General features: G+C 55.1%; 22 protein-coding genes and 5 riboswitches. Of the genes, 19 read left to right on the top strand and 3 right to left on the bottom strand.

Annotated elements, in window-relative coordinates; genetic code table 11:
• Positions 1 to 3 precede the first annotated feature (3 nt).
• From gcvPB to gcvT, 3 genes are read right to left on the bottom strand one after another with little or no spacing between them, the layout of a single operon-like run.
• Positions 4 to 1,461: an aminomethyl-transferring glycine dehydrogenase subunit GcvPB gene (gene gcvPB / locus NYE48_RS19955; RefSeq protein WP_340999783.1), complete on the bottom strand. Its 1,458-nt coding sequence runs from the start codon at positions 1,459 to 1,461 to the stop codon at positions 4 to 6.
• Positions 1,458 to 2,810, bottom strand: a complete 1,353-nt coding sequence (gene gcvPA, locus NYE48_RS19950; protein ID WP_340999782.1) for an aminomethyl-transferring glycine dehydrogenase subunit GcvPA — start codon at positions 2,808 to 2,810, stop codon at positions 1,458 to 1,460. The genes gcvPB and gcvPA overlap by 4 nt, the downstream gene beginning before the upstream one ends.
• Complete coding sequence (gcvT, locus tag NYE48_RS19945; protein ID WP_340999781.1) at positions 2,807 to 3,925, bottom strand: glycine cleavage system aminomethyltransferase GcvT; 1,119 nt, start codon at positions 3,923 to 3,925, stop codon at positions 2,807 to 2,809. The genes gcvPA and gcvT overlap by 4 nt, the downstream gene beginning before the upstream one ends.
• 92 nt (positions 3,926 to 4,017) lie before the next feature.
• Positions 4,018 to 4,147: riboswitch (glycine riboswitch) on the bottom strand.
• Between the two features lie 3 nt (positions 4,148 to 4,150).
• Positions 4,151 to 4,251, bottom strand: a riboswitch (glycine riboswitch).
• Between the two features lie 212 nt (positions 4,252 to 4,463).
• Here gcvT and NYE48_RS19940 point away from each other — a divergent pair.
• The 19 genes from NYE48_RS19940 (at position 4,464) to NYE48_RS19850 (ending at position 23,745) form a co-directional block, all read left to right on the top strand.
• Entirely contained in the window at positions 4,464 to 5,300 is an 837-nt protein-coding gene (locus NYE48_RS19940) for an ROK family protein (protein ID WP_340999780.1), read from the top strand.
• Between the two features lie 173 nt (positions 5,301 to 5,473).
• A riboswitch (glycine riboswitch) is annotated at positions 5,474 to 5,585 on the top strand.
• A gap of 199 nt (positions 5,586 to 5,784) precedes the next feature.
• On the top strand, positions 5,785 to 6,459 hold the full coding sequence (gene sdaAB / locus NYE48_RS19935) for an L-serine ammonia-lyase, iron-sulfur-dependent subunit beta (RefSeq protein WP_212947379.1): 675 nt from the start codon (positions 5,785 to 5,787) through the stop codon (positions 6,457 to 6,459).
• A 5-nt stretch (positions 6,460 to 6,464) separates the two neighbouring features.
• Positions 6,465 to 7,397, top strand: coding sequence for an L-serine ammonia-lyase, iron-sulfur-dependent, subunit alpha (gene sdaAA, locus NYE48_RS19930; RefSeq protein WP_212947378.1), 933 nt, complete (start codon positions 6,465 to 6,467; stop codon positions 7,395 to 7,397).
• A 62-nt stretch (positions 7,398 to 7,459) separates the two neighbouring features.
• Positions 7,460 to 7,852: a glycine cleavage system protein GcvH gene (gcvH, locus tag NYE48_RS19925; protein WP_212947376.1), complete on the top strand. Its 393-nt coding sequence runs from the start codon at positions 7,460 to 7,462 to the stop codon at positions 7,850 to 7,852.
• A gap of 453 nt (positions 7,853 to 8,305) precedes the next feature.
• Positions 8,306 to 10,372, top strand: a complete 2,067-nt coding sequence (gene pulA, locus NYE48_RS19920) for a type I pullulanase (protein WP_340999779.1) — start codon at positions 8,306 to 8,308, stop codon at positions 10,370 to 10,372.
• Between the two features lie 146 nt (positions 10,373 to 10,518).
• A riboswitch (TPP riboswitch) is annotated at positions 10,519 to 10,623 on the top strand.
• Between the two features lie 115 nt (positions 10,624 to 10,738).
• The gene (gene tenI / locus NYE48_RS19915; protein WP_340999778.1) at positions 10,739 to 11,371 is read left to right on the top strand and encodes a thiazole tautomerase TenI; all 633 of its coding nucleotides are present in this window, start codon (positions 10,739 to 10,741) and stop codon (positions 11,369 to 11,371) included.
• Positions 11,355 to 12,527: a glycine oxidase ThiO gene (gene thiO, locus NYE48_RS19910; protein WP_340999777.1), complete on the top strand. Its 1,173-nt coding sequence runs from the start codon at positions 11,355 to 11,357 to the stop codon at positions 12,525 to 12,527. Before tenI ends, thiO begins: the two co-directional genes overlap by 17 nt.
• Complete coding sequence (thiS, locus tag NYE48_RS19905; RefSeq protein WP_445324027.1) at positions 12,508 to 12,714, top strand: sulfur carrier protein ThiS; 207 nt, start codon at positions 12,508 to 12,510, stop codon at positions 12,712 to 12,714. Before thiO ends, thiS begins: the two co-directional genes overlap by 20 nt.
• Before the next feature lie 4 nt (positions 12,715 to 12,718).
• Positions 12,719 to 13,486 (top strand): thiazole synthase, encoded by a 768-nt coding sequence (locus NYE48_RS19900; protein WP_036714679.1) that lies wholly within the window; start codon positions 12,719 to 12,721, stop codon positions 13,484 to 13,486.
• Positions 13,483 to 14,520, top strand: a complete 1,038-nt coding sequence (locus tag NYE48_RS19895; protein ID WP_340999776.1) for a thiazole biosynthesis adenylyltransferase ThiF — start codon at positions 13,483 to 13,485, stop codon at positions 14,518 to 14,520. Before NYE48_RS19900 ends, NYE48_RS19895 begins: the two co-directional genes overlap by 4 nt.
• Positions 14,521 to 14,613: 93 nt before the next feature.
• Positions 14,614 to 14,718: riboswitch (TPP riboswitch) on the top strand.
• Positions 14,719 to 14,861: 143 nt separating this feature from the next.
• Positions 14,862 to 15,560 carry a thiaminase II gene (gene tenA / locus NYE48_RS19890; RefSeq protein ID WP_036714682.1) on the top strand — a complete coding sequence of 233 codons (699 nt, stop codon included), beginning with the start codon at positions 14,862 to 14,864 and terminating at the stop codon, positions 15,558 to 15,560.
• Positions 15,557 to 16,390 (top strand): hydroxyethylthiazole kinase, encoded by an 834-nt coding sequence (gene thiM, locus NYE48_RS19885; protein WP_212947364.1) that lies wholly within the window; start codon positions 15,557 to 15,559, stop codon positions 16,388 to 16,390. Before tenA ends, thiM begins: the two co-directional genes overlap by 4 nt.
• Complete coding sequence (gene thiD / locus NYE48_RS19880) at positions 16,387 to 17,199, top strand: bifunctional hydroxymethylpyrimidine kinase/phosphomethylpyrimidine kinase (RefSeq protein ID WP_212947362.1); 813 nt, start codon at positions 16,387 to 16,389, stop codon at positions 17,197 to 17,199. Before thiM ends, thiD begins: the two co-directional genes overlap by 4 nt.
• Complete coding sequence (gene thiE / locus NYE48_RS19875; protein WP_036714683.1) at positions 17,196 to 17,843, top strand: thiamine phosphate synthase; 648 nt, start codon at positions 17,196 to 17,198, stop codon at positions 17,841 to 17,843. The genes thiD and thiE overlap by 4 nt, the downstream gene beginning before the upstream one ends.
• 797 nt (positions 17,844 to 18,640) lie before the next feature.
• Entirely contained in the window at positions 18,641 to 18,979 is a 339-nt protein-coding gene (locus NYE48_RS19870) for a hypothetical protein (protein ID WP_340999775.1), read from the top strand.
• Between the two features lie 127 nt (positions 18,980 to 19,106).
• Positions 19,107 to 20,666 (top strand): IS5 family transposase, encoded by a 1,560-nt coding sequence (locus tag NYE48_RS19865; protein WP_068700626.1) that lies wholly within the window; start codon positions 19,107 to 19,109, stop codon positions 20,664 to 20,666.
• Positions 20,667 to 21,539, top strand: a complete 873-nt coding sequence (locus tag NYE48_RS19860; protein WP_340999774.1) for a YrpD family protein — start codon at positions 20,667 to 20,669, stop codon at positions 21,537 to 21,539.
• Between the two features lie 72 nt (positions 21,540 to 21,611).
• Positions 21,612 to 22,769, top strand: a complete 1,158-nt coding sequence (locus tag NYE48_RS19855; protein WP_036712397.1) for a stalk domain-containing protein — start codon at positions 21,612 to 21,614, stop codon at positions 22,767 to 22,769.
• A 523-nt stretch (positions 22,770 to 23,292) separates the two neighbouring features.
• On the top strand, positions 23,293 to 23,745 hold the full coding sequence (locus NYE48_RS19850; protein WP_036712398.1) for a cupin domain-containing protein: 453 nt from the start codon (positions 23,293 to 23,295) through the stop codon (positions 23,743 to 23,745).
• The last annotated feature ends 47 nt before the right edge of the window (positions 23,746 to 23,792 follow it).

Here is a 23,792-nt window from a genome sequence, read left to right as displayed (position 1 = left end):
TGTTTAACTGCAGGCGCAGTTCAGCACGGGCTTGCGCGCGGCCGTCGTTTCGTCCAAACGGGTGACCGGCGTGCCGTAAGGGGCGTTAAGCAGCAGTTCCGGCTGCTCTTCGGCTTCCTTGGCGATTTGGATCATCGTGTCGATAAAGGCGTCGAGCGTGTCTTTGCTTTCGGTTTCCGTCGGTTCGATCATCATGCATTCGTCCACGTTCAGCGGGAAGTAGATGGTCGGCGGATGATACCCGAAATCGAGCAGCCGCTTCGCCACGTCCAGGGTGCGGACGCCGTATTGCTTGAGCGGCGTGCCGGACATGACGAATTCATGCTTGCAGACGCCCGGATACGGAATGTCGTAATAGGGTTCGAGGCGTTTCATCATGTAATTGGCGTTCAGCACGGCGCATTCGGATACGCGGCGCAGACCTTCGGGACCGTAGCTGCGCATGTACGCATAGGCGCGGACGAGAATGCCGAAGTTGCCGTAATAAGCTTTCACGCGGCCGATCGACGATTCGCTGCCGCCTTCCAGCGTATACGTCCCGTCTTCCTTTTTCGAGACGAGCGGCAGGGGCAGGAACGGCACGAGCAGGTTTTTGACGCCGACCGGACCGGCGCCGGGACCGCCGCCGCCATGCGGCGTGCTCATCGTTTTATGCAAATTCAGGTGCACCACGTCAAAGCCCATGTCGCCGGGGCGCGTAATGCCCATGATCGCGTTGGAATTGGCGCCGTCGTAATACAGAAGCCCGCCGGCTTCGTGAACGACCGCCGCGATTTCCTGGATCTGCTCCTCGAACAGGCCGAGCGTGTTCGGGTTGGTCAGCATCAGCGCCGCCGTGTCGCTGCCGACCGCCGCGCGCAGCGCCTCCAGGTCGACGAGTCCCTTGTCCGTGGACGGAATCGTAATCGTTTTGAGTCCGGCCACGGATGCGCTGGCCGGGTTGGTGCCGTGGGACGAATCCGGCACGATCACCTTGTCGCGGAATTCGCCGCGGCTTTCATGATACGCGCGGATCATCATGAGCCCGGTCCATTCGCCGTGCGCGCCTGCGGCAGGCTGCAGCGTGACGGCATCCATGCCGGTAAGCCCCGCCAAGTCCTGCTGCAGCTGATACATCAGCTCGAGCGCGCCTTGGATGCTTTCTTCGGGCTGGTAAGGATGGATTTTGGCGAAGCCCGGGTAACGCGCCACGTCTTCGTTAACCTTCGGATTGTATTTCATCGTGCAGGAGCCGAGCGGATAAAACCCGTTATCCACGCCGAAATTGCGGCGGGACAGCTCCGTGTAGTGGCGGATGACGTCGACCTCGTACACCTCCGGCAGCGCCGCGGGTTCGCTGCGCAGCATGGCGGCAGGTATGAGGGATTCGGCCTCCACCTCGGGCACGTCGAGCTCCGGAAGGGAGTAGGCGATGCGGCCGGGGTGGCTCAGCTCAAATATCAACGCTTTTTCCTGTATCATAAACAGCCCTCCAGCAATGAAACGAATTGGTCGATCTGTTCTTTCGTACGGCGTTCGGTGACGGCAACCAGCATATGTCCTTCAAGCTCCGGATAAGCGCGGCCGAGATCGTACCCGCCCAGGAAGCCTTGCTTCAGCAGTTTCGCGTTGACGTCCGCGACGGATGTGCCGGCAGGCAGCTTGATCACGAATTCGTTGAAAAAAGGAGAGGCGTGCGGCAGCGTCACGCCGGGCACTTTCGCAAGTTGTCCCGCGGCATAATGGCTTTTTTGCAGGTTCAGCCGGCCGACCTCGATCAATCCCTGCTTGCCCATGACGGACAAGTATACGGATGCGCAAAGCGCAAGCAGCGCCTGGTTCGAGCAGATGTTGGAGGTCGCCTTTTCCCGGCGGATATGCTGTTCGCGGGCCTGAAGCGTCAGGACGAAGCCGCGTTTCCCGTTCCGGTCGACCGTCTGGCCGACGATGCGGCCCGGGATTCGGCGCATATGCTCTTGGGACACGGCGAAAAATCCGCAGGTCGGACCTCCGAACGAAGCCGCGATGCCAAGCGGCTGGGCGTCTCCGACGACGATGTCGGCGCCGAGTCTGCCCGGCGCTTCCAGCAGCCCGAGCGACAGCGGGTTGGCGCTGACCACCATAAGCCCTTTGTGGTTATGGATCAAGCCGCCGATGGCCGCGAGATCTTCGACCGATCCGAAAAAGTTCGGGTTTTGCACGAGTACGGCCGCGGTATCGTCCGAAACGGCTTGGGCCAGCTCGGCCATGTCCGTCACGCCGTTGTGCGTGCCGACCTCGACGATGTCCAGACCCAATCCCCGGGCATACGTATGAAGCACTTGCCTCGATTCCGGGTGAACCGCCGCGGAGACGACAAGTTTGGTCCGCTTGGTGGCGGCGCTCGCCAGGGAGCCGGCTTCCGCGAGGGCCGTCGCGCCGTCGTACATGCTGGCGTTGGCGACCGCCATGCCCGTCAGCTCGCAAATATAGGACTGGAACTCGAAGATCGCCTGCAGCTCGCCTTGGCTGATTTCAGGCTGGTACGGCGTGTAAGCCGTATAAAATTCGGATCTGGATACGACATGGTTGATGACGGAAGGAATATGATGATCATAAAGTCCGGCGCCAAGGAAGCTGGGGTATTGGTCGGTGTTCGCGTTTTTGGCGGCAAGCGCGGACAGATAGGTCGTGAGGGCGTACTCGTCCAGCCGCTTGGAGACCGGAAGCTCGCCTTTGAAACGGATTTCTTCGGGAATGTCCTTAAAAAGATCTTCAATCGAATTCGCTCCGACGGTTTTCAGCATTTCCTGCTGATCCTGCTCGGTCATCGGCAGATAACGGTGCTTCACTTGGAGTCAGCTCCTTTTCGGGCTCGTTTATAGAATGGAACGGGAACAACTTCGGCTTGCAGGCGTTTGCCCCGCACATCGACCTCGACCTGCGTGCCGACGGCGGCAAAACGGCTATCGAGGAGCGCCAGCCCCAAATTCCGTTTCAGCGTGGGGGATTGGGTGCCGGTCGTAATTTCTCCGATGCGCTCGCCGCCGGCATAAACCGCGTAATGCGAGCGGGGGATGCCGCGGTCGATCATTTCCACGCCGACCAATTTGCGCGGCACGCCGCTTTCCTTCTGCCGCTGCAGAGCGTCTTTGCCGATGAAATCGCCTTTGCCCAGCTTCACGAAAAAGCCGATGCCGCCTTCCAGCGGCGAGATGTCCTGGGACAGCTCCTGCCCGTAAAGCGGCAGCTTGGCTTCGAAGCGGAGCGTGTCGCGGGCGCCGAGGCCGGCCGGAATCAGGCCGAAGGCAACGCCGCGCTCAAGCAATCCGGTCCAGACGGCCGGCGCATCTTGGGCAGGCAGGTAAATTTCGAATCCGTCTTCGCCGGTATAGCCGGTGCGGGAGATGAGGACGGACGCGCCAAACAGCGATACGTTTTGCAGAAAGTGAAACGCGCCGAGCTGCGTCAAATCGCAATCGACAAGGGGGGCGAGAATGTCTTCCGCTTTGGGCCCCTGCAGCGCGAGCAGAGCCGTATCATCGGATTTGTCGGTCATTCGGACCCCGTCCGCAAGATGCCGGCTCAGCCATTCCCAGTCTTTGCGGATATTCGAAGCGTTGACGACAAGCATATAGGATGCCTCGGCCAGCTTGTAAACCAGCAGATCGTCGACGACGCCTCCGTCCGGATAACACATGGCGCTGTATTGCGCCTGCCCGGGGACGAGAACGGTTACATCATTGACGGTCATGCGCTGAAGGAAGCTTTCGGCCTGCGGGCCGCTGACGAAAAATTCGCCCATGTGGGACACGTCGAATAAACCTGCGGCTTCGCGGACGGCTTCATGCTCCTTATGGATGCCGCTGAACTGGACGGGAAGCTCCCAGCCGCCAAAATCGATGCAGCGCACGCCCGGAATGTCGGCATACAGCGGGTAAAGCGGGGTTCGTTTAAGCTCGGACACGTTTCCATCACCTTCTCTTTCCATTTTTCGAAAGCACAAAAAGGACAGGCAAAAGAACAAGCATGCCGATCATCGGCATACGGATCCTCTTGCTCTGTCCTTGGTACCTGAGAGTTACTTTGCTTGACGGCTCATCACGGGTGCAAGGCTGCGCGCCGCTGTCGTACCGGTCAACAAATTTCCCCTTGGGTGATTCTTTTCGCTCAAGAATTCTCTCCAGAGATGCGTCCGATAATGGTCCTTTTGCCTGAGAGATTCACCCGTTTTCACGCGGGCTTACTCCTTCGGCGTCACCGGTAAACAGTAATCTCTCCCATTACCTTCATCCGCTATTGAATTGTCTACTACCATTAATACTCAAAGCCTTGCGGAATGTCAACAACATTATCCGGAGGAAAGGCCGAAGCTTGGCAGGGCGGACGCCCGGCGGCAAAAGCATCGGAAAACGTTGAATTTTAACATACTGTTTCCGCGTTCGCCGCGATACAATGATATTGGCATGACCCATTACGAGCTGTAATCCGGGGAGGATGAACACGTGGAAAAAATCGTCGGCGTGGATATCGGCTGCACGAAAATGTACATGTACGCGGAGCATGAAGGAAAAACGTTCGAAAATAAAGTGCCGACCGGGCTGGATTGCCCGCGGGAGCGGCTGAAGCAGGAGCTCGACGCGTTTATCGAGCGCCTTCCGTTCGAGCCGGAAGGGGTCGGCATGGCGGTGCCGGGCCTCGTGGAGGGGGATCACCGCGTTCAGTTGTCGGACGTCCGCTCCTTAAGCGGGATTATCGCTGATTATTTCGGCGCGGGAAGGTTTCCCGTCCGGTTTATCAATGACGTCAAATCGGCTGCGGTCGCCGAAACGGTCCACTACAAGGACAAAGACACGATCGCTGTCATTATGGCCGGTTCCGGCACGGCGCTCGGCGTCTATTCGAAGGGGCGGATGTTTACAGGGGCACACGGTTTTGCCGGGGAACTGGGATACTGCATCATCCAGACGGCAGAAGGTCCCCAAAGGCTGGACAGCGTCGCGGGGGGCATCGGCATTTTGCAGCAGGCCGGCTGCGGCATTGATGAATTCCTGGAGCGGATCAACCGAAACGAACCGGCCGCCATGCAGCTGATTGCCCGTGCGGGCGAATATTTCGGAATGGCGTTGACGAACGTGATCCATCTGTTTAATCCGGATGTGATCGTGGTCGGCGGCAGCACCGCCACCTATCCCGGGTATATGGAGCATGCGCTTGAAACGGCGCAAAAACATACCCTTCCGGACATGTTCGGCGCTTGCCTGATCGCCCCGGCCAAAGACAATAAACGCATCGTCGCCCTAGGCGCCATGGAATACATGCGCAGCGGCATGCGGATTTAGGCGGCCGGAAGGCGGAAGAACGACGGGAAAACCGCGGGAAACAAGAGGGTGTTCGCTGTTCGGGAAAATCAGGTTCCTGTTATATTGACAGCGCCGTTTGCTCTGCTTTATTCTTAAGGTGATTAGGATTGTAAATGGTTTCAATCATGAATGGACATTTATATACAAGCGGATGATGGCGAACGGGAGAGACTGCCTTTTTCATAAGGCGGCACCGAAGGAGCAAGCTGCGGGAGGGCACAAACCGGCGGCTAATCTCTCAGGTACAAGGAACCGTCGCCGGACGCGGCTCTGGAGAGAGCGTCAGCCACCCAAGGGGAACGCGGAAACGGCAGGTTTCCGTCCAAACTCTCAGGTACAAGGGACAGAGAAAAGGTGCTGCATACCTTTTTTGCTGTCCTCTTTTTTGTTGCCCTTGTTCGTGCGATGTTGAACACCGTGAAACTTCCTGACTTGAATGACCTAAAACAGGAGCGTGGAGTTAGTGAGATTCAAACATGTATTTTCCATCATCGGCCCGTCCATGGTGGGTCCTTCCAGTTCGCATACCGCGGGCGCCGTGCGCATCGGCAGGGTGGCGCGCCAACTGCTCGGATGTCAGCCGGAGAAGGTCGAAGCCACTTTGTACGGTTCTTTTGCGGAGACGTATTGGGGACATGGAACGGACCTTGCATTGACCGCGGGGCTGCTGAACTTCGACACGGACGATGAACGGATCCCGGAGGCGGACATCGAAGCCGAAAAAGCCGGGATGAGCATCGAATGGGTTCAGGGGAAAGGCAACGGTCCGCACCCGAATTCCGTCAAACTCAAGCTTTGGGCCGGGGAACGGAAGGCGGAGATGGTCGCGGCTTCCATCGGGGGAGGAACGATTGCCGTTTATGCCTTGAACGGATTCGACGTGCAGATGACCGGCGAATACCCGACGATCGCGGTGACGCATACCGACAGCCGCGGCGTGATTGCCGACCTGACGGGCCTGCTCAGCCGGGAAGGCGTCAACATCGGTTACATGGACGTGGACCGCAAGGGGCGCAGCGAAGCGGCCATGACGGTGTTCGAGCTGGATTCGGCGCCCGCCCCCTCCGTACTGGAGGAGATGGCCCGCCTTCCGCATATTTTGGAAGTGACGATGATCGATTTGACCCAAAGGAGCTAAATGCGATGAGATTCGAGACGCTGGAACAGCTGGCAGACATATGCCTGAAAGAAAACAAAACGATCGCCGAGGTGATGCTGGAGGATCAGGCCAAGGAAACGGGCGTTCCCGCCGAAGACGTATTCCGGCAGATGGCCGAATACTACCAGGTGATGAAGGAAGCCGTCCGCAAAGGGCTGACCGGCAACACGAAATCCCGCAGCGGCCTGACGGGGGGCGACGCCAAGAAGGTTGCGGATTACATGCGGCAGGGCGATACGTCGCTCGGCGAGCCCTCCGCCATGGCGATGGCTTACGCCCTCGCCGTCTCCGAAGTGAACGCCTCGATGGGGAGAATCATCGCCACGCCGACGGCGGGCTCCTGCGGCATCATTCCCGGCGTGTTCGTCAGCTCGCAGGAACGCTTCGGCTGGGAGGACGACAAGCTGGTGCGCGGCTTATTTACGGCCGGGGCGATCGGGTACGTCATTGCCAACAACGCGTCGATTTCCGGCGCGGAAGGCGGCTGCCAGGCCGAGGTCGGATCGGCGATCGGCATGGCGGCCGGGGCCATGGTCGAACTAAGGGGCGGCTCGCCGCGTCAGGCCGTCCATGCGGTCGGCTTGGCCATGAAAAACTGCCTCGGCCTCATTTGCGATCCCGTCGCCGGATTGGTGGAAATTCCGTGCATCGTCCGCAACGGCCTCGGCGCCGTCACCGCGCTGGCAGCCGCCGATATGGCCCTTGCCGGCGTCGGCAGCGTCATTCCCGCCGACGAGGTTATCGGCGTCATGCTGGAGGTCGGCAGCGCCATGCCGAGCAAACACCGGGAAACGGGCAAAGGCGGCCTTGCCGCCACGCCTACCGGCCGCAGGCTGACCCGAGAGCTGGTCGAGCAGCGCCGCCGCAAAGCCAAGGAAGCCAAAGAAACCAAGCAGCCGCCGTCAGACACCCCATAATGGCTCATTAGCAACCCTATTTCGAAGGATGACGACAAGAATCGAAGGAGAGTCGAAAAACGATGAGCAATGTGAAAGAAAACCGTTGGTACAGCAAGGATCACGAATGGGTCGAAAAGGTAAGCGGAAACGTCGTGCGCATCGGCATCAGCGATTTCGCCCAGCATCAGCTTGGCGACATCGTATTCGTGGAGCTTCCCGAAGAAGGCGCAAGCGTACAGGCTGAAGAAAGCATCGGCACGATCGAATCCGTCAAAACCGTGTCGGACCTGTTCAGCCCCGTCAGCGGCCAAATCGCCAAAATCAATCCGCGGCTCGGCGACGAGCCGGAGCTCGTCAACAACGAACCGTACGACGGCGGGTGGATGGCCGAAATCGAAGTCGAAGGCGATCTGGAGGAGCAGCTCTCGGCTTTGCTCAGTCCGCAGCAATACGCAGAGTTTCTCGAAGAGTAGCAATCCGAAAAAATGGATGGAAAAGGCGTCGGATCCGGCATGATCCGGCGCCTTTTTGCGCCTGAATCAACGCTGAAGCGCCTGAATAAGCGGGAGGGCCGAAGTCCGCCTTAAAGGGCCTTAAGCCGCGACGCCCCGCCTTAATGGCGGCGCAGCTGCGCCGTTGCCGCCTTCGGCAAGCCCGCAACCGCGATCCGCCTATTTTGACGGCGGCACGCTTCAAATTGGGCTCTTTTCGATGCATACAAACCTGTACATTTGGCAACAAAAGCACATAGGATAGGTTAGGCTTTTTGACGTCGGGATGATGCAAAATCCGATTCCGGCCGCTCCCGGAAACAGTATGTAACCGAACCAAACTTTGTCGCTGTCTATTTCGGACTGAAAGTCGTTTTTGGGGATTATGCAGCATCCTTGCGTGCATCGAATGTCATAGCTTACGGTGGTGTAATCATGAGGGAAATCACGGAGTATTACGGCGGACGGGATTTGGGCTGCACGTATAGCAAAGCGGAAAGCGTTTTTAAGCTGTGGGCGCCCGGGGCCGCAAAAGTGACGCTCGCGCTTTATGAGGATGCGGGTTGTTATAACGCGGACGGCCAGGTCATCGATCATGCGGGCGGACTGGAAATCGGGATGAAAAAGTGGAAGGACGGCGTATGGTTTTTGCGATTTTCCGGCGATCTTGCCGGCCGGTATTATATGTACAAGATCGAGCACCCGGATGGAACCGTCCGCTATGCCGCCGATCCGTATTCGAAAGCCGTCAGCGCCAACGGCGCCAGGTCGGCGATCGTGGACATGGAAGCCTGGAACCCGCCCGGCTGGGAAGCGGACCGCAGGCCGCCCCTGGCAGGGTGCGAAGACGCCGTTTTGTACGAACTGCATGTGCGCGATTTTTCGGCCGACCCTGGCGCCGGTTTTCAACATAAAGGAAAATTTAAAGCGTTTACGGAAACGGGATTGCGCGATAAGGACGGCAATGCGATCGGCATCGACCATTTGGAGGAGCTTGGAGTCACGCATGTCCACCTGCTGCCGGTATTCGATTTCCAAACGGTGAACGAGCTGCAGGCGGACGATCCCGGCGCTTCCGGGCCGAAGTACAATTGGGGGTATGATCCGCAGCATTTTAACTTGCCGGAAGGCTCCTACGCGACCGATCCGACCGTGCCGGGTCTCCGGATCCGCGAATTCAAGGAAATGGTCATGGCGCTGCACGGCAAAGGGATCCGCGTCGTGATGGACGTCGTGTACAATCATACCTACAGCGTCGAGGACGGACCGTTCGAGGCGGTCGTGCCCGGGTACTTCTACCGCAGGGACGCCGAAGGCAGGCTGGCAAACGGGTCCGGCGTCGGCAACGAGCTGGCGACGGAGCGCCCGATGGTCCGGAAATTCATCCTCGATTCGGTTCGTTATTGGGCGGACGAATATCACATCGACGGATTCCGTTTGGACTTGATGGGACTGATCGATACCGATACCGTCAGGCTGATGGTCGAAGAGCTGCGCCGCGAGGCGGACCCGGCCATCATCGTCTACGGGGAGCCCTGGACGGGCGGGGAGTCTCCGCTTGGGCGGCAAACGTTGAAAGGCAGCCAAAGGAATCTCGGCTTTGCCGTATTCAACGACCATTTCCGCGGCGCGATCAAAGGGGACAGCGACGGCGAAGGGAAAGGTTTTGCCACGGGCGGAACGGGCACGGAAGCGGCGGTCCTTGAAGGGGTCAGGGGATCGATTGGCGATTTCGCGGATGTTCCGCTCGAATCGGTCAATTACGTGACCGTTCACGACAATTTGAATTTATGGGATAAAGTGCTGACGACGCAGGGGCTGCGGGACGAGGCCAAGTTTCCGGACATCCGAAACGGGGAACTCGTTCACGGAGGGAGCCTGCATGAGGCCGTGGAAAATTCCGAGCCGTACCGGAGCATAGACGGCGAGAACATCATGAAAAGCGAGACGGTAAAACGCGCCCTCCTGGCCAACGGCATCGTGCTGACCTCCCAAGGGATTCCGCTCATTCATGCCGGCGACGAGCTGCTCCGCACGAAATACGGGGATCATAACAGCTACCGCAGCGGCGATGCCGTCAATGCCATAAGATGGGAAAACAAGCGGAGGTTTAGGCCGGTTTTTGACTATTACCGGGGCCTGATCGAGCTTCGGAGAAGCCACCCCGCCTTTCGCTTGAACTCCCGGAACCAGATTGACACCCATTTGGAAACGCTCCGCTGCGGGGAGCATGTCGTCGCTTTTATGCTGAAGGACTTTGCGGGCGGCGACGCTTGGAAAAACATCATCGTCGTCTATAACGCGAACAACCATGAGATTAAGCTGGACATTCCTTTTTCCAAAACCGGCTGGAAGGTCGCGGTAAACGAAGAGCGTGCCGGGAACGAGGCGCTTGATTGGATCCGGGACGAACAGGCGGTTGTTCCGGATCTGTCCATGATGGTGTTGTTCGAGGATGCGGGCGGCATCAGCCAAGCCCATCGATTTCTGCTTACGCGTTGACTGCCGCCGCCGCGTTTTGCCGTTTTTCGGTCCGGGGGCGCTTTTCGCCGGATGCTTCGGATGCTTCGGATGCGCGGGCTGAAAAAACAGGATGGAAGAGATTGCCACATACCGGATTTCATGTTATAGTAAATTTCAATTTCATAGCAAATCACTAGGGGTGCCTGACGGCTGAGACGGAAGTGCGATTTCCGGACCCTTTGAACCTGATCTGGAGCGATGCCAGCGGAGGGAAGTGGTAAGAACAACGTTTTATGCTTGCGCCTTATGCGTTTTTTTGGGGGCGCAAGGCTGTCGACGTGCGGAAAAGGCCACTTTCTTTCGGGAAAGCGGCCTTTAATTTTTTTTTGCGGGAGTTGAGGTCCTTTGACAGGGAGGGAACTGCATGTCGTTTCGACGGGAAGGCAGCCGCTGGATGAGCTGGCGAGAATTGCCGGCCTCATCCATCCATACGTGGATGCGTTTCATCTAAGGGAACGGGCCAAACCGGCGCGCGAGCTGCTGGAGGGAATCGGAATGCTGCTGGCTGCGGGGGTTCCCGCAAACCGCATCGTGGTGAACGATCGGGCCGACGTCGCGGCGGCCGCCGGGGTGCGGGGCGCGCAGCTCGGGCATCACAGCCTGGATGCATCCGATGTGAAGAAGTGGTTTCCGCAGCTGCGGATCGGCCGGTCGGTCCATTCGCTGCACGAGGCCGTGGCGGCCGAGGAGGAAGGGGCCGACTATGTCATTTTCGGGCATGTCTATGCGACGGCATCCAAGCCCGGTTCTCCGGCCCGCGGACCCGGGGAACTGAGGCTGCTCGCGAGCCGCGTCCGCATTCCCGTTATCGCCATCGGCGGTGTGATGCCGGCGAACGTGGCGGATACGCTTGAAGCCGGCGCGGCGGGCGTGGCCGTCATGAGCGGGATTTTGGAAGCGGCAGACCCGGTCAGCGCTGCTGCCGCTTACTATCAATGTTTACATAACGGGAGGGAAAACCATGGTCCATCAAGCTGACGTTGCTGACGTCGTCGTGGTCGGAGGCGGCGTCATCGGCGGTTCCATCGCGTACCATCTGGCAAAGAAGGGCAGGCGCGTATTGATTCTGGAGCGGGAGAAAATCGGCTCCGGCGCGTCGGGCGCGGCGGCCGGCATGCTCGGCGCCCAGTCGGAGACCCACCGGGCGGACGTGCTGTTCGACCTCGCGCGGCAGAGCCGGGCGATGTTTCCCCAGCTGGCGGAGGAGCTGAGGGAGCTTACCGGCATCGACATCGGGCTGGTGCAGAAAGGGCTTTTGAAGGTGGCGTTGACGCCGGACCAGGCCGCCGATTGCCGGCGGATGATCGCCTTTCAACGCCAAGCCGGGGAAACGGCCGCGTGGCTTACGCCTGCCGAAGCTAACGAGTTGGAGCCTAACCTGACGGGCCGCATCGAAGGCGCGATGCGGATTCCCGGGGACGGGCAGGTGTCGGCGCCCGAATTGACGGCCGCCTATGTCCGGGCAGCCGTCATGCTCGGCGCCGAAGCCAAGGAAAATTGCGGCGTTCGTTCGCTGCGGCTGGAACGGGGGCGGGTTACCGGCATCGTTACGGATGAAGGGACGATAAGCTGCGGACAGGCGGTCATCGCTGCAGGTGTCCACGGCCAGCGGCTGCTGGCGCAAGCGGGAATCGAAACCGACGTGTACCCGGTGAAAGGCGAATGCTTTTCGGTCGTAACGGAGGTCCCTTTGGTAAGCCATACCGTATTCACCGACGGCTGTTATTTGGTGCCGAAGCGGGGAGGGAGACTCCTCGTCGGAGCTTCCATGGTCGAGCGCAACGATGAGCTGACGGTGTCCGTCGAAGGTTTGATGGGGCTGATGGCCAAAGCAGCCGCCCTCGTGCCGCGGATAACGTCTGCCCGATGGGAGAAGGCGTGGGCAGGGCTGCGGCCGCAAACCCGTGACGGCCTTCCTTATCTGGGTGCCGCCGCAGGCTACGAAGGTTTGTTTGTCGCCGCGGGGCATTACCGCAACGGCGTGTTGCTGAGCCCCATTACCGGGGCGCTCATCGCTGAGCAGATGAGCGGAAGGCGGCCTTCATTCACAGGCTGGGAATCTTTTGCGCCGGACCGGCATCACGCCGTCAGGCCATCGGAGGGGAGGATCGCCCATGTTGGATTTGATCATTAACGGGAACGCCGTACAGGTGCCGGAGTCGGTAACGAAGGTGGCGCGGCTGCTAGCGCATTTCGGCCTGGACCGGCAGGTCGTCGTCGTGGAAATCAACGGGAACATACTCGAGAAAAACGAGCATAAGGACGCGGACGTCCGAAACGGAGACCGGATCGAACTGGTGCATTTTGTGGGAGGAGGATAAGGCGATGTTACACATCGGACCGCATCAATTTCAATCAAGATTGCTGCTTGGGACGGGGAAGTTCCCGAATTTTGAAGTGCAGAGGGAAGCGGTAAACGTGTCCGGCGCGCAAATATTGACGTTTGCCGTTCGGCGGATGAACATATACGAGCCAAGCCAGCCGAATTTTCTGGAGATGATCGACGTCGGGCGGTTTACGCTGCTGCCCAATACGGCAGGCGCGCGGACGGCGGAGGAAGCGGTGCGCATCGCAAAGCTCGCCAAAGCGTCCGGATTATGCGACATGATCAAGGTCGAGGTGATCGGCGACATGAAGACGCTGCTGCCCGATCCGGTCGAAACGCTGCGAGCTTCGGAATTGCTGCTGGAGGAAGGCTTCATCGTATTGCCTTACACGTCGGACGACGTGCTGCTTGCGAAGCGGCTGCAAGAGCTCGGCGTGCACGCGGTTATGCCGGGCGCCTCGCCGATCGGTTCCGGCCAAGGGATCGTGAACCCCTTGAATTTGAGCCTCATCATCGAGCAATCGACCGTGCCCGTCATCGTCGACGCCGGCATCGGCACGCCGTCGGATGCGGCCATTGCGATGGAGCTGGGCGCCGACGGCGTGCTGCTCAATTCGGCCGTTTCGGGAGCCAAAGACCCGGTAAAAATGGCCCTTGCCATGAAGCTCGCCATCGAAGCCGGGCGCCTCGGCTACGAAGCCGGCCGTATTCCGAAAAGGCGCTGCGGGGCCGCCAGCAGCCCGCTCGAAGGAATGAGCCTAACATGAGCGGGAACGGGACCCGGAACGGGCGGTATTCGCGGCAAGAACTGTTTCCCAAAATCGGACTGGACGGACAGCGGAAGCTGGGGGAGAGGCATGTCCTGATCGTCGGCGCGGGAGCGCTGGGGTCGGGAAGCGCCGAAACGCTCGTGCGTGCGGGCGTAGGCACCGTCACCATCGTGGATCGCGACTATGTGGAACCGAGCAATCTGCAGCGGCAGCAGCTGTACAGCGAGGAGGACGCCCTGCTGCGCCTGCCGAAAGCGGCGGCGGCCAAAGCCCGCCTGGAACGCATCAACCCGGACATCGACATCCGGGCCGTCGTAGCCGACGTCGCCATTCCGGAAATCGACGAGCTGGCGCAGGGCGTGAACGTGATCCTTGACGGGACGGACAATTTCGAGACGCGCCTGCTGATTAACGATATGTCGCAAAAGAAGGGCATTCCATGGATTTACGGGGCTTGCGTCGGCAGCTACGGACTGACCTTCACGGTCGTGCCCGGCCGCACGCCATGCCTGCATTGTTTGCTTGAAACGATGCCGCCCGGCGGCGCAACTTGCGATACGGCCGGCATCATCGGACCGGCGGCGCAGATGGTTGCGGCCTACCAAACCTCCGAGGCGCTGAAGCTGCTGGTGGACGATGGGGAGGCTTTGCACGGCAAACTCATTTCATTCGATTTATGGACGGGCGCCTATGCCGCAATCCGGGTCGAGCGCATGAAGAAGCCGAATTGTCCGTCGTGCGGACTACACCGCACCTATCCGTTTCTACAGCCGGCCAATCAGCCCCGGGCAGCCGTGCTGTGCGGCCGGGATACGGTGCAAATTCGTCCGCCCGCACCGGTTCAGCGCGATTTAAAGGGGCTGGCGCGAAGGTTGTCCCGGCAGGGCGGCGAGGTAAGGGAGAACCCGTATCTCGTGTCTTTTGCGGCCGAGGGATGCCGGTTGACGGTTTTTCAGGACGGGCGGGTGCTCGTGCATGGGACAAAAGACATCACGGAAGCAAAAAGCTTGTATCACCGCTATTTAGGGTAAGCCCGAAAGGCGGTGGGGAACTTCCGCGGCGATGATTTTCGGTTTGACAAGCCGCAAAATGGAAGATAAAGTATAGGGTGAAAATCTTCATACGAAATCCACTGGGGGAGCCGCAAGCGAGCGGCTGAGACAAGGATGCTTGGACCCTTTGAACCTGATCCGGATCATACCGGCGTAGGGAAGTGGAGACGGACTTCGCATGTTTTACGCCGGCCTTTCGTTAGGTCAGCGTTCGAAAGCGTTGGAAGCCGCTCCATTTCGGGGCGGCTTTTTAAGTTTTATCGGCCGCTTCCGGCTTCTTCCTGTTTGGATTTCATCCAAATCGATGCGGAGGTGCTGGCATGACCCGTTTTAGCGAAGAGCTCAGAAGAGAAGCAGACCCGATTTACCGGGCGATTTTTGATCATCCGTTCGTACGCGGCATTGCGGACGGAACTTTGCGGAAGGAACAGCTGATTCATTACGTGAAGCAGGATTTCGAATATTTGAACGCTTATATCCGGTTATATGGAATCGCGATTTCGAAGTGCGACAGCCGCGACACGATGGCCCTTTTTAACGAACAAATTTCGTTCATTCTGCACAGCGAAACGCATCCGCATAACAATTTTTGCAGCGTAGCCGGCGTTTCGTACGAGCAGCTGCAAGGTTATCCGCTTGCCCCGTCGGCGAACCACTATGTCCGCCACATGCTGAGCGTGGCCCACGCGGGAACGCTTGAGGACATTTTGGCGGCGATGTTGCCTTGCCCTTGGACGTATACGGAGATCGGCGCCAAATTGCTGGCGGAAGTGAAGCCGGACCGCTCCCATCCGTTTTACGACTGGATGCATTTTTACGGCAGCTTTGAAGGCGGCATTACGGAAAAAATGCGATTGCTGCTTGATGAGCGGGCAGAAAGTTTATCTCCGGACCGGAAAAAGCGGCTGACGGAACATTTTGTGGCCAGCTGCCGTCTGGAGTACATGTTTTGGGATATGGCATACACGCTGGAAGAATGGCCGGTTTCGGCGGCTCAAACGGAAGGGGCGGGACGATGATCGCGGATCTGCAGCATTTGCCCCGGCTGGTCAAGCGGCGCAGGCCGCTGGTGCACAATATAACCAACATGGTGGTCACGAATTTTACGGCCAACGGTTTGCTGGCCATCGGCGCTTCCCCCGTCATGGCCTATGCCCGTGAAGAGGTGGCTGATATGGCGAAAATAGCGGACGCCCTGGTGCTGAATTTGGGCACGCTCAGCGCGGAGCTGGTCGAAGCGGCGATCCTGGCAGGCAAATCGGCGAATTTGCACGGCGTGCCGGTGATCCTCGATCCCGTCGGCGCGGGCGCCACGCCGTTTCGGACGACCGCGGCACTGAATATTTTGAAGGAAGTCCGGGTCGCTTTGGTCCGCGGCAATGCGGCGGAAGTGGCGAACCTGATCGGCGAAACGGCCGTCATCAAAGGCGTGGATGCCGGAGAGGCCGAAGCCGAACCTTCGGTCGACCTGGCGGTCCGGGCCGCTTGCCGGATCGGAAGCGTCGTTACGATCACAGGCCGTGAGGACGTTATAACGGACGGCCTGAAAGGATACGTGGTCCGAGGAGGACATCCCATGCTGACCCGGGTGACGGGAACGGGCTGCCTGCTGACGTCGGTCATCGGGGCTTTTGCCGCCGTGGAACCGGATTTGCTGACGGCGGGCGCGGCCGCGCTTGCTTTTTACGGGGAAGCGGCTACGAGGGCATACGTGGCTGCCGGTAACCGCGGTCCGGGGAGCTTTCAAACCGCCTTTCTCGACGCCCTGTCAGAGATGGACCAATATCCGCTTCCGGAAGAGGTGCTCAGCGGGCACCGGGTTTCGGCCGGAAGGGGGTTCGTGCAGTGAGCGTCCCCAAAGCATTGACGATTGCCGGCTCCGACAGCGGCGGCGGCGCCGGAATACAAGCGGATATCAAAACGTTTCAGGAGCTGGGCGCCTTCGGGATGTCGGCTATCACGGCGGTGACGGTGCAAAACACGTTTGGCGTTTCAGGCGTCTACCCGCTGCCGGCCGCGGCCGTCGCCGAGCAAATCGAAGCGGTCGGGACGGATCTGGGCGCGGATGCGGTCAAGACGGGCATGTTGTTTAGCGCCGACATCATCGAGGCGGTTGCGGACAAAATCGAAGCCTTCGGTTGGCAACGGGTGGTCGTCGATCCGGTCATGATCGCGAAAGGCGGGGCGGAGCTGCTGCAGGATGATGCCGTCGATGCCCTGATGCGCAGGCTGCTCCCGCTGGCGCTCGTTGTCACGCCGAACATTCCGGAAGCGGAGGCGATGGCCGGCATGCGGATCGGCTCGATGGAACAACGCCGCCGGGCGGCGCTGAAAATCGCCGGGTTCGGCCCCCGGATGGTCGTCATTAAAGGCGGACACGATCCGGTTTCAAACGAAGCGGTCGATCTGCTGTATGACGGGGAGTCGTTTACGGAAATCGCCAAGCCCAGAATAACGACAAACCATACGCACGGAACGGGCTGCACGTTTTCCGCCGCCATCGCGGCCGGGTTGGCGAAAGGGGCGTCTCCGCACGAGGCTGTTTTGACCGCCCGCGAATATATCCAGACGGCGATCGAGGATGCGCCCGGCATCGGCGGAGGCCACGGCCCGACCAATCATTGGGCGTACCGCCGCAGAAAGGAGAGCGTCCGTTGAAACTGATCGAAGCAGCCGATTTGAAAGCATGGCTGAAGCTTTATCTCGTGATCGGCAGCGCCAACTGCAGGAAAGATGCGGCGGAGGTCGTGGAAGAAGCGATCCGCGGGGGTGTCACGATGGTGCAATTTCGCGAAAAAGGCCGGAATGCGCTTGAAGGAGCCGCAAAGCTGGAACTGGCCGGGCGCATTCTGGCCGTCTGCCGGAAGCACGGCGTTCCGCTGATCGTCAATGATGACGTCGACCTGGCGATCGCTTTGGATGCGGACGGCGTGCATATCGGACAAGAGGATGAGCCGGCGGAGCAGGTCAGGAAGCGAATCGGGAACCGTATTTTGGGCTTGTCCGTCCATACTCCTGAAGAAGCGAGTATTGGTGCGGAGCGGCATGCCGATTATTTCGGGGTCGGCCCGGTTTTTCCGACGGTTTCCAAGGAGGATGCCCGCCCGGTTCAAGGGACGGCAGCGCTGCGGAATATCCGAAGGATGCATGCGGCCATACCGATCGTCGGCATCGGCGGCATTACCGCCGAACGCGTGCACGAGGTAATCCATGCCGGAGCGGACGGCGTTGCGGTCATCTCGGCAATCACCCACACCTCCGATGCCTGCCGTGCCGCACGGGAGCTATACCAGGCACTTTAAATAAACCTAATTCCCTGAGCTTAAGTAACTTGCTTCCGGTCCCTAAGGGGTGATATGGAATCGTTGATGGAAGCCGATGTATAACGGACTTAATTTTTTTGAAATTCCAAAGCTGGATGGGCTTTCCTTGTCAGCTTTTTTGCCAGAAGCTGTTGAAGCCATGATGACGTACAGTACCGGCAACAGTTGAAACCGAAAATAAGTAGATACATCATTATCGCTGGTGTGTATTCTTTCACAAACAATCGATTTTTACATCTCTTGACCCTATTGCCCGTATTTCGCTCTAATCTTATGGGCTTTCGAAATTCAGAATTATTGCTATTGTACATCCCGGATGACCTACCCTAATTATTTTACTTGAGTGTAAGTTAGGATGAACCGATAGTGCTTCTCTTTGAATCATATATTTTCTGAACAGTGCAGAAAAGAAACAGTTTATTTCCTGACAATGAAATCAAAAAAATTCATTTTTCCGACGTAACCTTTTTCTTGCCGAATTGTTATTTAAAGTAACAGCAAGAATTTAATACATAAAGTTACTTGAAGAAAGGGGGCTTTAAACAACAAGAAACTAAGGAAAATTTTCAGAATAATTTGGAGGTGCAGACAATCAGAATTAAAATTCCGCAATTGAATCATTAATCAACAGGTAGGAGATACAAATTTCTTCTTAAATCTAAATCTCGTTCTTGGAAACCACCTTTAACCAACTGAATTCTTCCAAACATAGTCTTAGCATATGATAAGAACTGCAGTATAAATCACAATTTAATTTTAAGAGGGGAATAATAAAGATGAAATTTCGAAAAATATTCTTAATGTGTCTTTCTGTTTACGCGGCATTGGGAATTAGTTCAGTTTCTCCTAGTGTATTTGCGGAAGAAAACGAAACTGCTGAAAAGCCTCTAACAATTGAAACATCACCAAATATTGAGATTGATCAAGCAAAAGTTGATGCTTTCATCTCCAGAGCGAGAGATGTCATTCAAACAGAAAAGCATGAACAAATGAAATCCAGAACTCTCGCTAATACATCTGATGAAATTATCAATTATAATTTCGTTGATGATGATAACATCTCCTATTTTTATGAAAGTAACAAAGATGAAGATTATTTAGGGCTTGCTGAATAATCAAAAAATCCTTATCTCACAAGGGTTTAGAGGCACTATTGTCGAATTCATCTGCAAAGAAAACACGGAAAATCGGTAAAAAACCTTGCAGATGGAGTGAGCGAAAGTGTTCGTGCTGAATCGAGATATGGCAGACTTGTTGGAAAACTTCTATTTGCCCTTTGGCGGAAAATTAAATCCAACCAATCGGTGGGTGCAGCTTGCGGCGATCATCCCTTGGGACAAAGTAGAAGAGAAATATGTGAGCTCGTTCAAGTCCCCAGCCATCGGCCAAAAGGCGTACTCGGCACGTATCGCCCTCGGCTCGCTCATCATCAAAGAGCGCCTTGGTTTAAGTGACCGCGAGACCACCTTACAAATCCAGGAAAATCCATATTTGCAGTTCTTCTTGGGCTACACCGCGTATGTCGATAAAGTGCCGTTTCATCACTCCCTGCTCACGCATTTTCGGGAACGGCTCGGCTTGGAAATCCTAGCTGAAGTCAACGACTGGATCGCCCAAGCCGCGCTGCAAGCAGAGCGAGAGGTCGAGGCGAAACCGAAATCGTCCAAGCGAGATCGCGATGACGACGACAACGACGCGGGCGGCTCGCAGCTCACCATGGAGGTAGGGGACGCTTTCTCTATTCCCGAGGAGCCCCCTGTTGTGGCGAAGAAACCCCGCAACATGGCGAAAAAGCTACACGTCCTGCCATCTACAGCCGCACCGACAGCGGAAGTCATGAACAAGGGCACCCTCATGCTGGATGCGACATGCGCGCCTGCGGACATCAAGTATCCGACTGACTTGGGGCTGCTGAATCACGCCCGTGAAATCCTGGAAGACATCATCGACGTGCTGCACCGTCCCCATGTCGGAGCGATGGAGAAGCCGCGCACGTACCGCGAGAAAGCCAGAAAATCGTACCTGAGTGTTTCCAAGCAACGCAAGGCATCGGGCAAGGTGATCCGCAAAGCGATCAAAAAGCAACTTGGCTACGTGGGACGGAATCTGCGGATTATTGAAGCCCTCGTAAAGTATACGCCTCTCACGGAACTGAGCAAAAGACACTATCGCCAGCTTCTGATCATCTCGGAGCTCTACCGTCAGCAGCGCGAAATGCTAGAGAAGAATACGCATGTCGTCGCCGATCGCATCGTGAGTATCGAACAGCCGCATGTACGTCCGATGGTTCGAGGCAAAGCTGGAGCGAACGTGGAGTTCGGCGCCAAAATCGCCGCCAGTCTGGTGGACGGTTACGCTTGGATCGAAACGGCACAATGGGACAGCTTCAACGAGGCAACCACGCTGCAAGCATCGGTGGAAGCGTACAAACAGCGATTCGGGTATTATCCCGCCGTCATTCTAGCCGATAAAATCTACCGCAATCGAGACAACCTGAACTATTGCAAAACGCTAGGGATTCGCCTTAGTGGCCCGAAGCTCGGCAGACCCTCGAAAGAGCAAAGTGAAGTCGCCGATCGTCGGCAAGAGCGCCAGGACGCTGTACAGCGTAATGCGATCGAAGGAAAATTTGGAGAAGGCAAGCGCAAATTGGGCCTAGGTCGCATTCGGGCGCGTGGCGCCGAAACCAGTTTGACCGTCATCGCCCTTCAGTTTCTGGTCATGAATCTGGAGCGGCGACTGCGTGTTCTCTTTTTGCATTTTTTCAGACTGCTTGGGTTTAGAGACTTGCGTTGGGTGTAGATGGAACGAATCTTGTTCAGCAAGCCCTATTTATTTGTAACGGAAGTTCCAATTGAAGATATCAGTCCAGACCAAGATATCAATCCAAACAAAGATTCAATTCTTGGTAATGAACAGCATGAATTTGCTCCAACAGCTGTTGGAAATTTGCCTGATGGAATTGGCGGGAAAGCGACTGTTGTAAGCAGTACTGGAGGAGTATTATCAACTTTAATAACAACTGCGACTGAAAGCCAAATGAATGTCCCTGCTAATATTACCGCCTATATTTATGCAGGTTTTACAGGTGGTAAGAGCACGTCCTCAACATCTGCTGTAGAAGCAGATCTTGGGTTACAATATTCTACTGCCTATGGGCGCGCTAAATGGAAACCTGCATACCTGTTCTACTTTAACGGGCATAATGATCCTATTAATTATCCAGCTGATAGCAAAATGGATTTTAATCAACTTTACAATCAAGTACAATATCAAAATGGGTTTGTCCCTGGAACAAACGTAACACAATGGGTTTATCGTAATTATTCTGATGCTAATGTAACAAATGCTGTAAGATTAAAGCAGTCAGGAACTGCTATCTGTGCTGATATGAATTGTTCTAAACCTACTCCTACCCAGATGATTAGCATTCTAGAGATTGCTAAAAGAAATGTTACCAGCATAAATAGTTTTAAACTACTTGCCACCTTGTGTGATTATAAAGTAAATGGTAGCCTTGTGACACCTGCTTCAGGAGCTATTTATGCAAAATTCTCTAGCATTAAGGTAGATGATGTAGCGGTAAATCCATCGACTACAACAGTTGAAGATCGGGCTAAAGTAACGATCTCTGGAAATTCGGCGACAATTGATGTCAACTCATCAAAATATTAAAAAGTAAAGAATCCTGCTGTATAACAGCAGGATTCTTATAAATAAATTAATTTACTTGTAAAGGAGTTCCAGATGAAGACTATCCCAAAATTTTGTAAACAATTATACTTGGCCTTGGGCATTTTGCTATTGCTATTTAATATCGGTTATTTAAACAAGGCAGACGCTGACCCTGTTTATACTGTATCTATTAATAATTCAAGCACGGTTAACAACACAGTTTTAATTGGAAATGTGAACTATATACCATTAAAAACTGGTTTTGAACAACTAGGCTATCATGTTGAATGGTCTCAAGCGGATCGGAGTTTATATATCATATCCCCAGATAAATCTATTGTTGTAAATAACGTTACTAAACAAATAAAAATGGATGGGAAACTTTATAGTGCATTAAAAAAAGAAATATTAAATAAAAATGGCACAACATATATTACTGCAAGATATCTTTCTCAGCTAACGGACTCTCAAATTAAAGTCAATGGGAAATTGGTGAATATATCAAATACAAATATTCCGATTTTTGGAGAAAATGCCGATGGATCATTTTGGCTTAAAAATAATGGTAATTTCTACTCACTGAAAAGTAAAACACCGAAATTGATTGGGAAAGTTGACTTACCATCGAATAATGCTAAATATTCGTCTATGTCAATCAATAGTATTAAGGAAAAAAAATCTTTTGTAATTACAATCAAAACCTTTTCAGGTGAACCATTGAAAAATGTTTCAACCATTAAAATTTTTATTAAAAATGATGAAGTAATCTATTCTATGATAAATGGAAGTGAGGAAAATCTAGAAACATCAAAAAATGGAGCAAATTGGGTTTTTAACAATGGGCATCTCGTGAATCTCATAAACGATAATGGTGATATTGTTAAAAATTATGATTTAACAAAGATTATAGAAGATGACTTTTTCTCAATCGATGGCTTCATCGGAGAGGAATTCATGTTAGTTCGTTCAGAAACAAAGAAGCAATTATGGGCCATTAACATGAAAACAAATAAGAGTGTTCGTCTCTACAACAAGTTACTGAGTAAAGAAGAACAAGCCTCTATCGAGGGCAATACTGATATTGGTGATATTCATTATGGTGATAACCTTCATTTTAAATCACGGAGTGGAGATACCTTAAATTTCAATTATTTTAGTTACTTGCAAGGCGCCAAAGATATGAATATTGAAGTTAAGCTCAGCGAATTCAGAAACTTCTTTTCGAATTAAAAGCAGGAAAAGCTGTATGCGTCTTCTCACGTCAAAACACAGGAAGTTACCGTGAATTGTCAGGACGCCTTGGTCGATGATTCTGTTTTATAAAAATCGTAATATGAGAAAAACGAGGGCAGTTCTCCCTGATTTGCTTTTGTATCTATAATGTGAACTGAATTACAGATGAATCATTTCAAACCGGTCATTCGAGGGGGCGCCCTCTGGCCTGCTGACTCTGAATGTAACCCCAAAATCGTAGATGAAAAGCTATGTGTCATTTTTAATGTCCTTCGTACAAATCTGCCTCGCCCGTTTTACAAAATCATTAAAATAGTACTCCAAGTGGATAAATGCACATATATTTTCGCTCATACGATTTCATTTAATACTATGATTTGTTTCATTATCGAAAGTCCAAAGGAATCCGCCGTTTACAATCCGCCGCCCCATTTGTTAAAGTAAAGGGCAGATTCCCTCACAGACGGGGTTCATTATTTACCCCATGATGTGCAATTCTGACACGGAAAGAAGGCAGAACATGACTGAAGCAATGTTATCCCCTTTGGTAAAAACCTTGGACCTGCAGCCCCATCCCGAGGGCGGTTGGTACAAGGAGCTTTGGAAGTCCTCATTCGAAATTCCGAAAGAAGTGCTTGACGCCAAATATTCGGGTTCGCGCCCTGCGGCGACATCCATCTATTTCCTGCTGCACCCGAACGAATTTTCGAAATGGCATCGCGTATACTCGGATGAATTGTGGCTGTGGCATGCCGGCAGCCCCCTGCAGCTCGTGCTCGGCGGCGATGGGGAAAATCCCGGAGAGCGGAAGGAAATCGTGCTTGGCATGGACATGGAAAAAGGACAAGTTCCCCAAGCTTTGGTACCGGCGAACGTATGGCAGGAAGCGCGTCCGCTTGGCAGCGAACCGGTTCTCGTTTCCTGCGTCGTATCACCCGGCTTTCATTTCGACGATTTTACGATGATTGATTAAAATAACCACTCTCCTGTTTATCGAAACCCTGCTTGCGCATGTTGCGG

This window comes from Paenibacillus sp. FSL M7-1455, from assembly GCF_038004655.1.
GTDB lineage: Bacteria > Bacillota > Bacilli > Paenibacillales > Paenibacillaceae > Paenibacillus_AQ > Paenibacillus_AQ cookii.
Note: the sequence above shows the minus strand (reverse complement) of the source record. Positions and strands in the feature narration are given on the sequence as shown.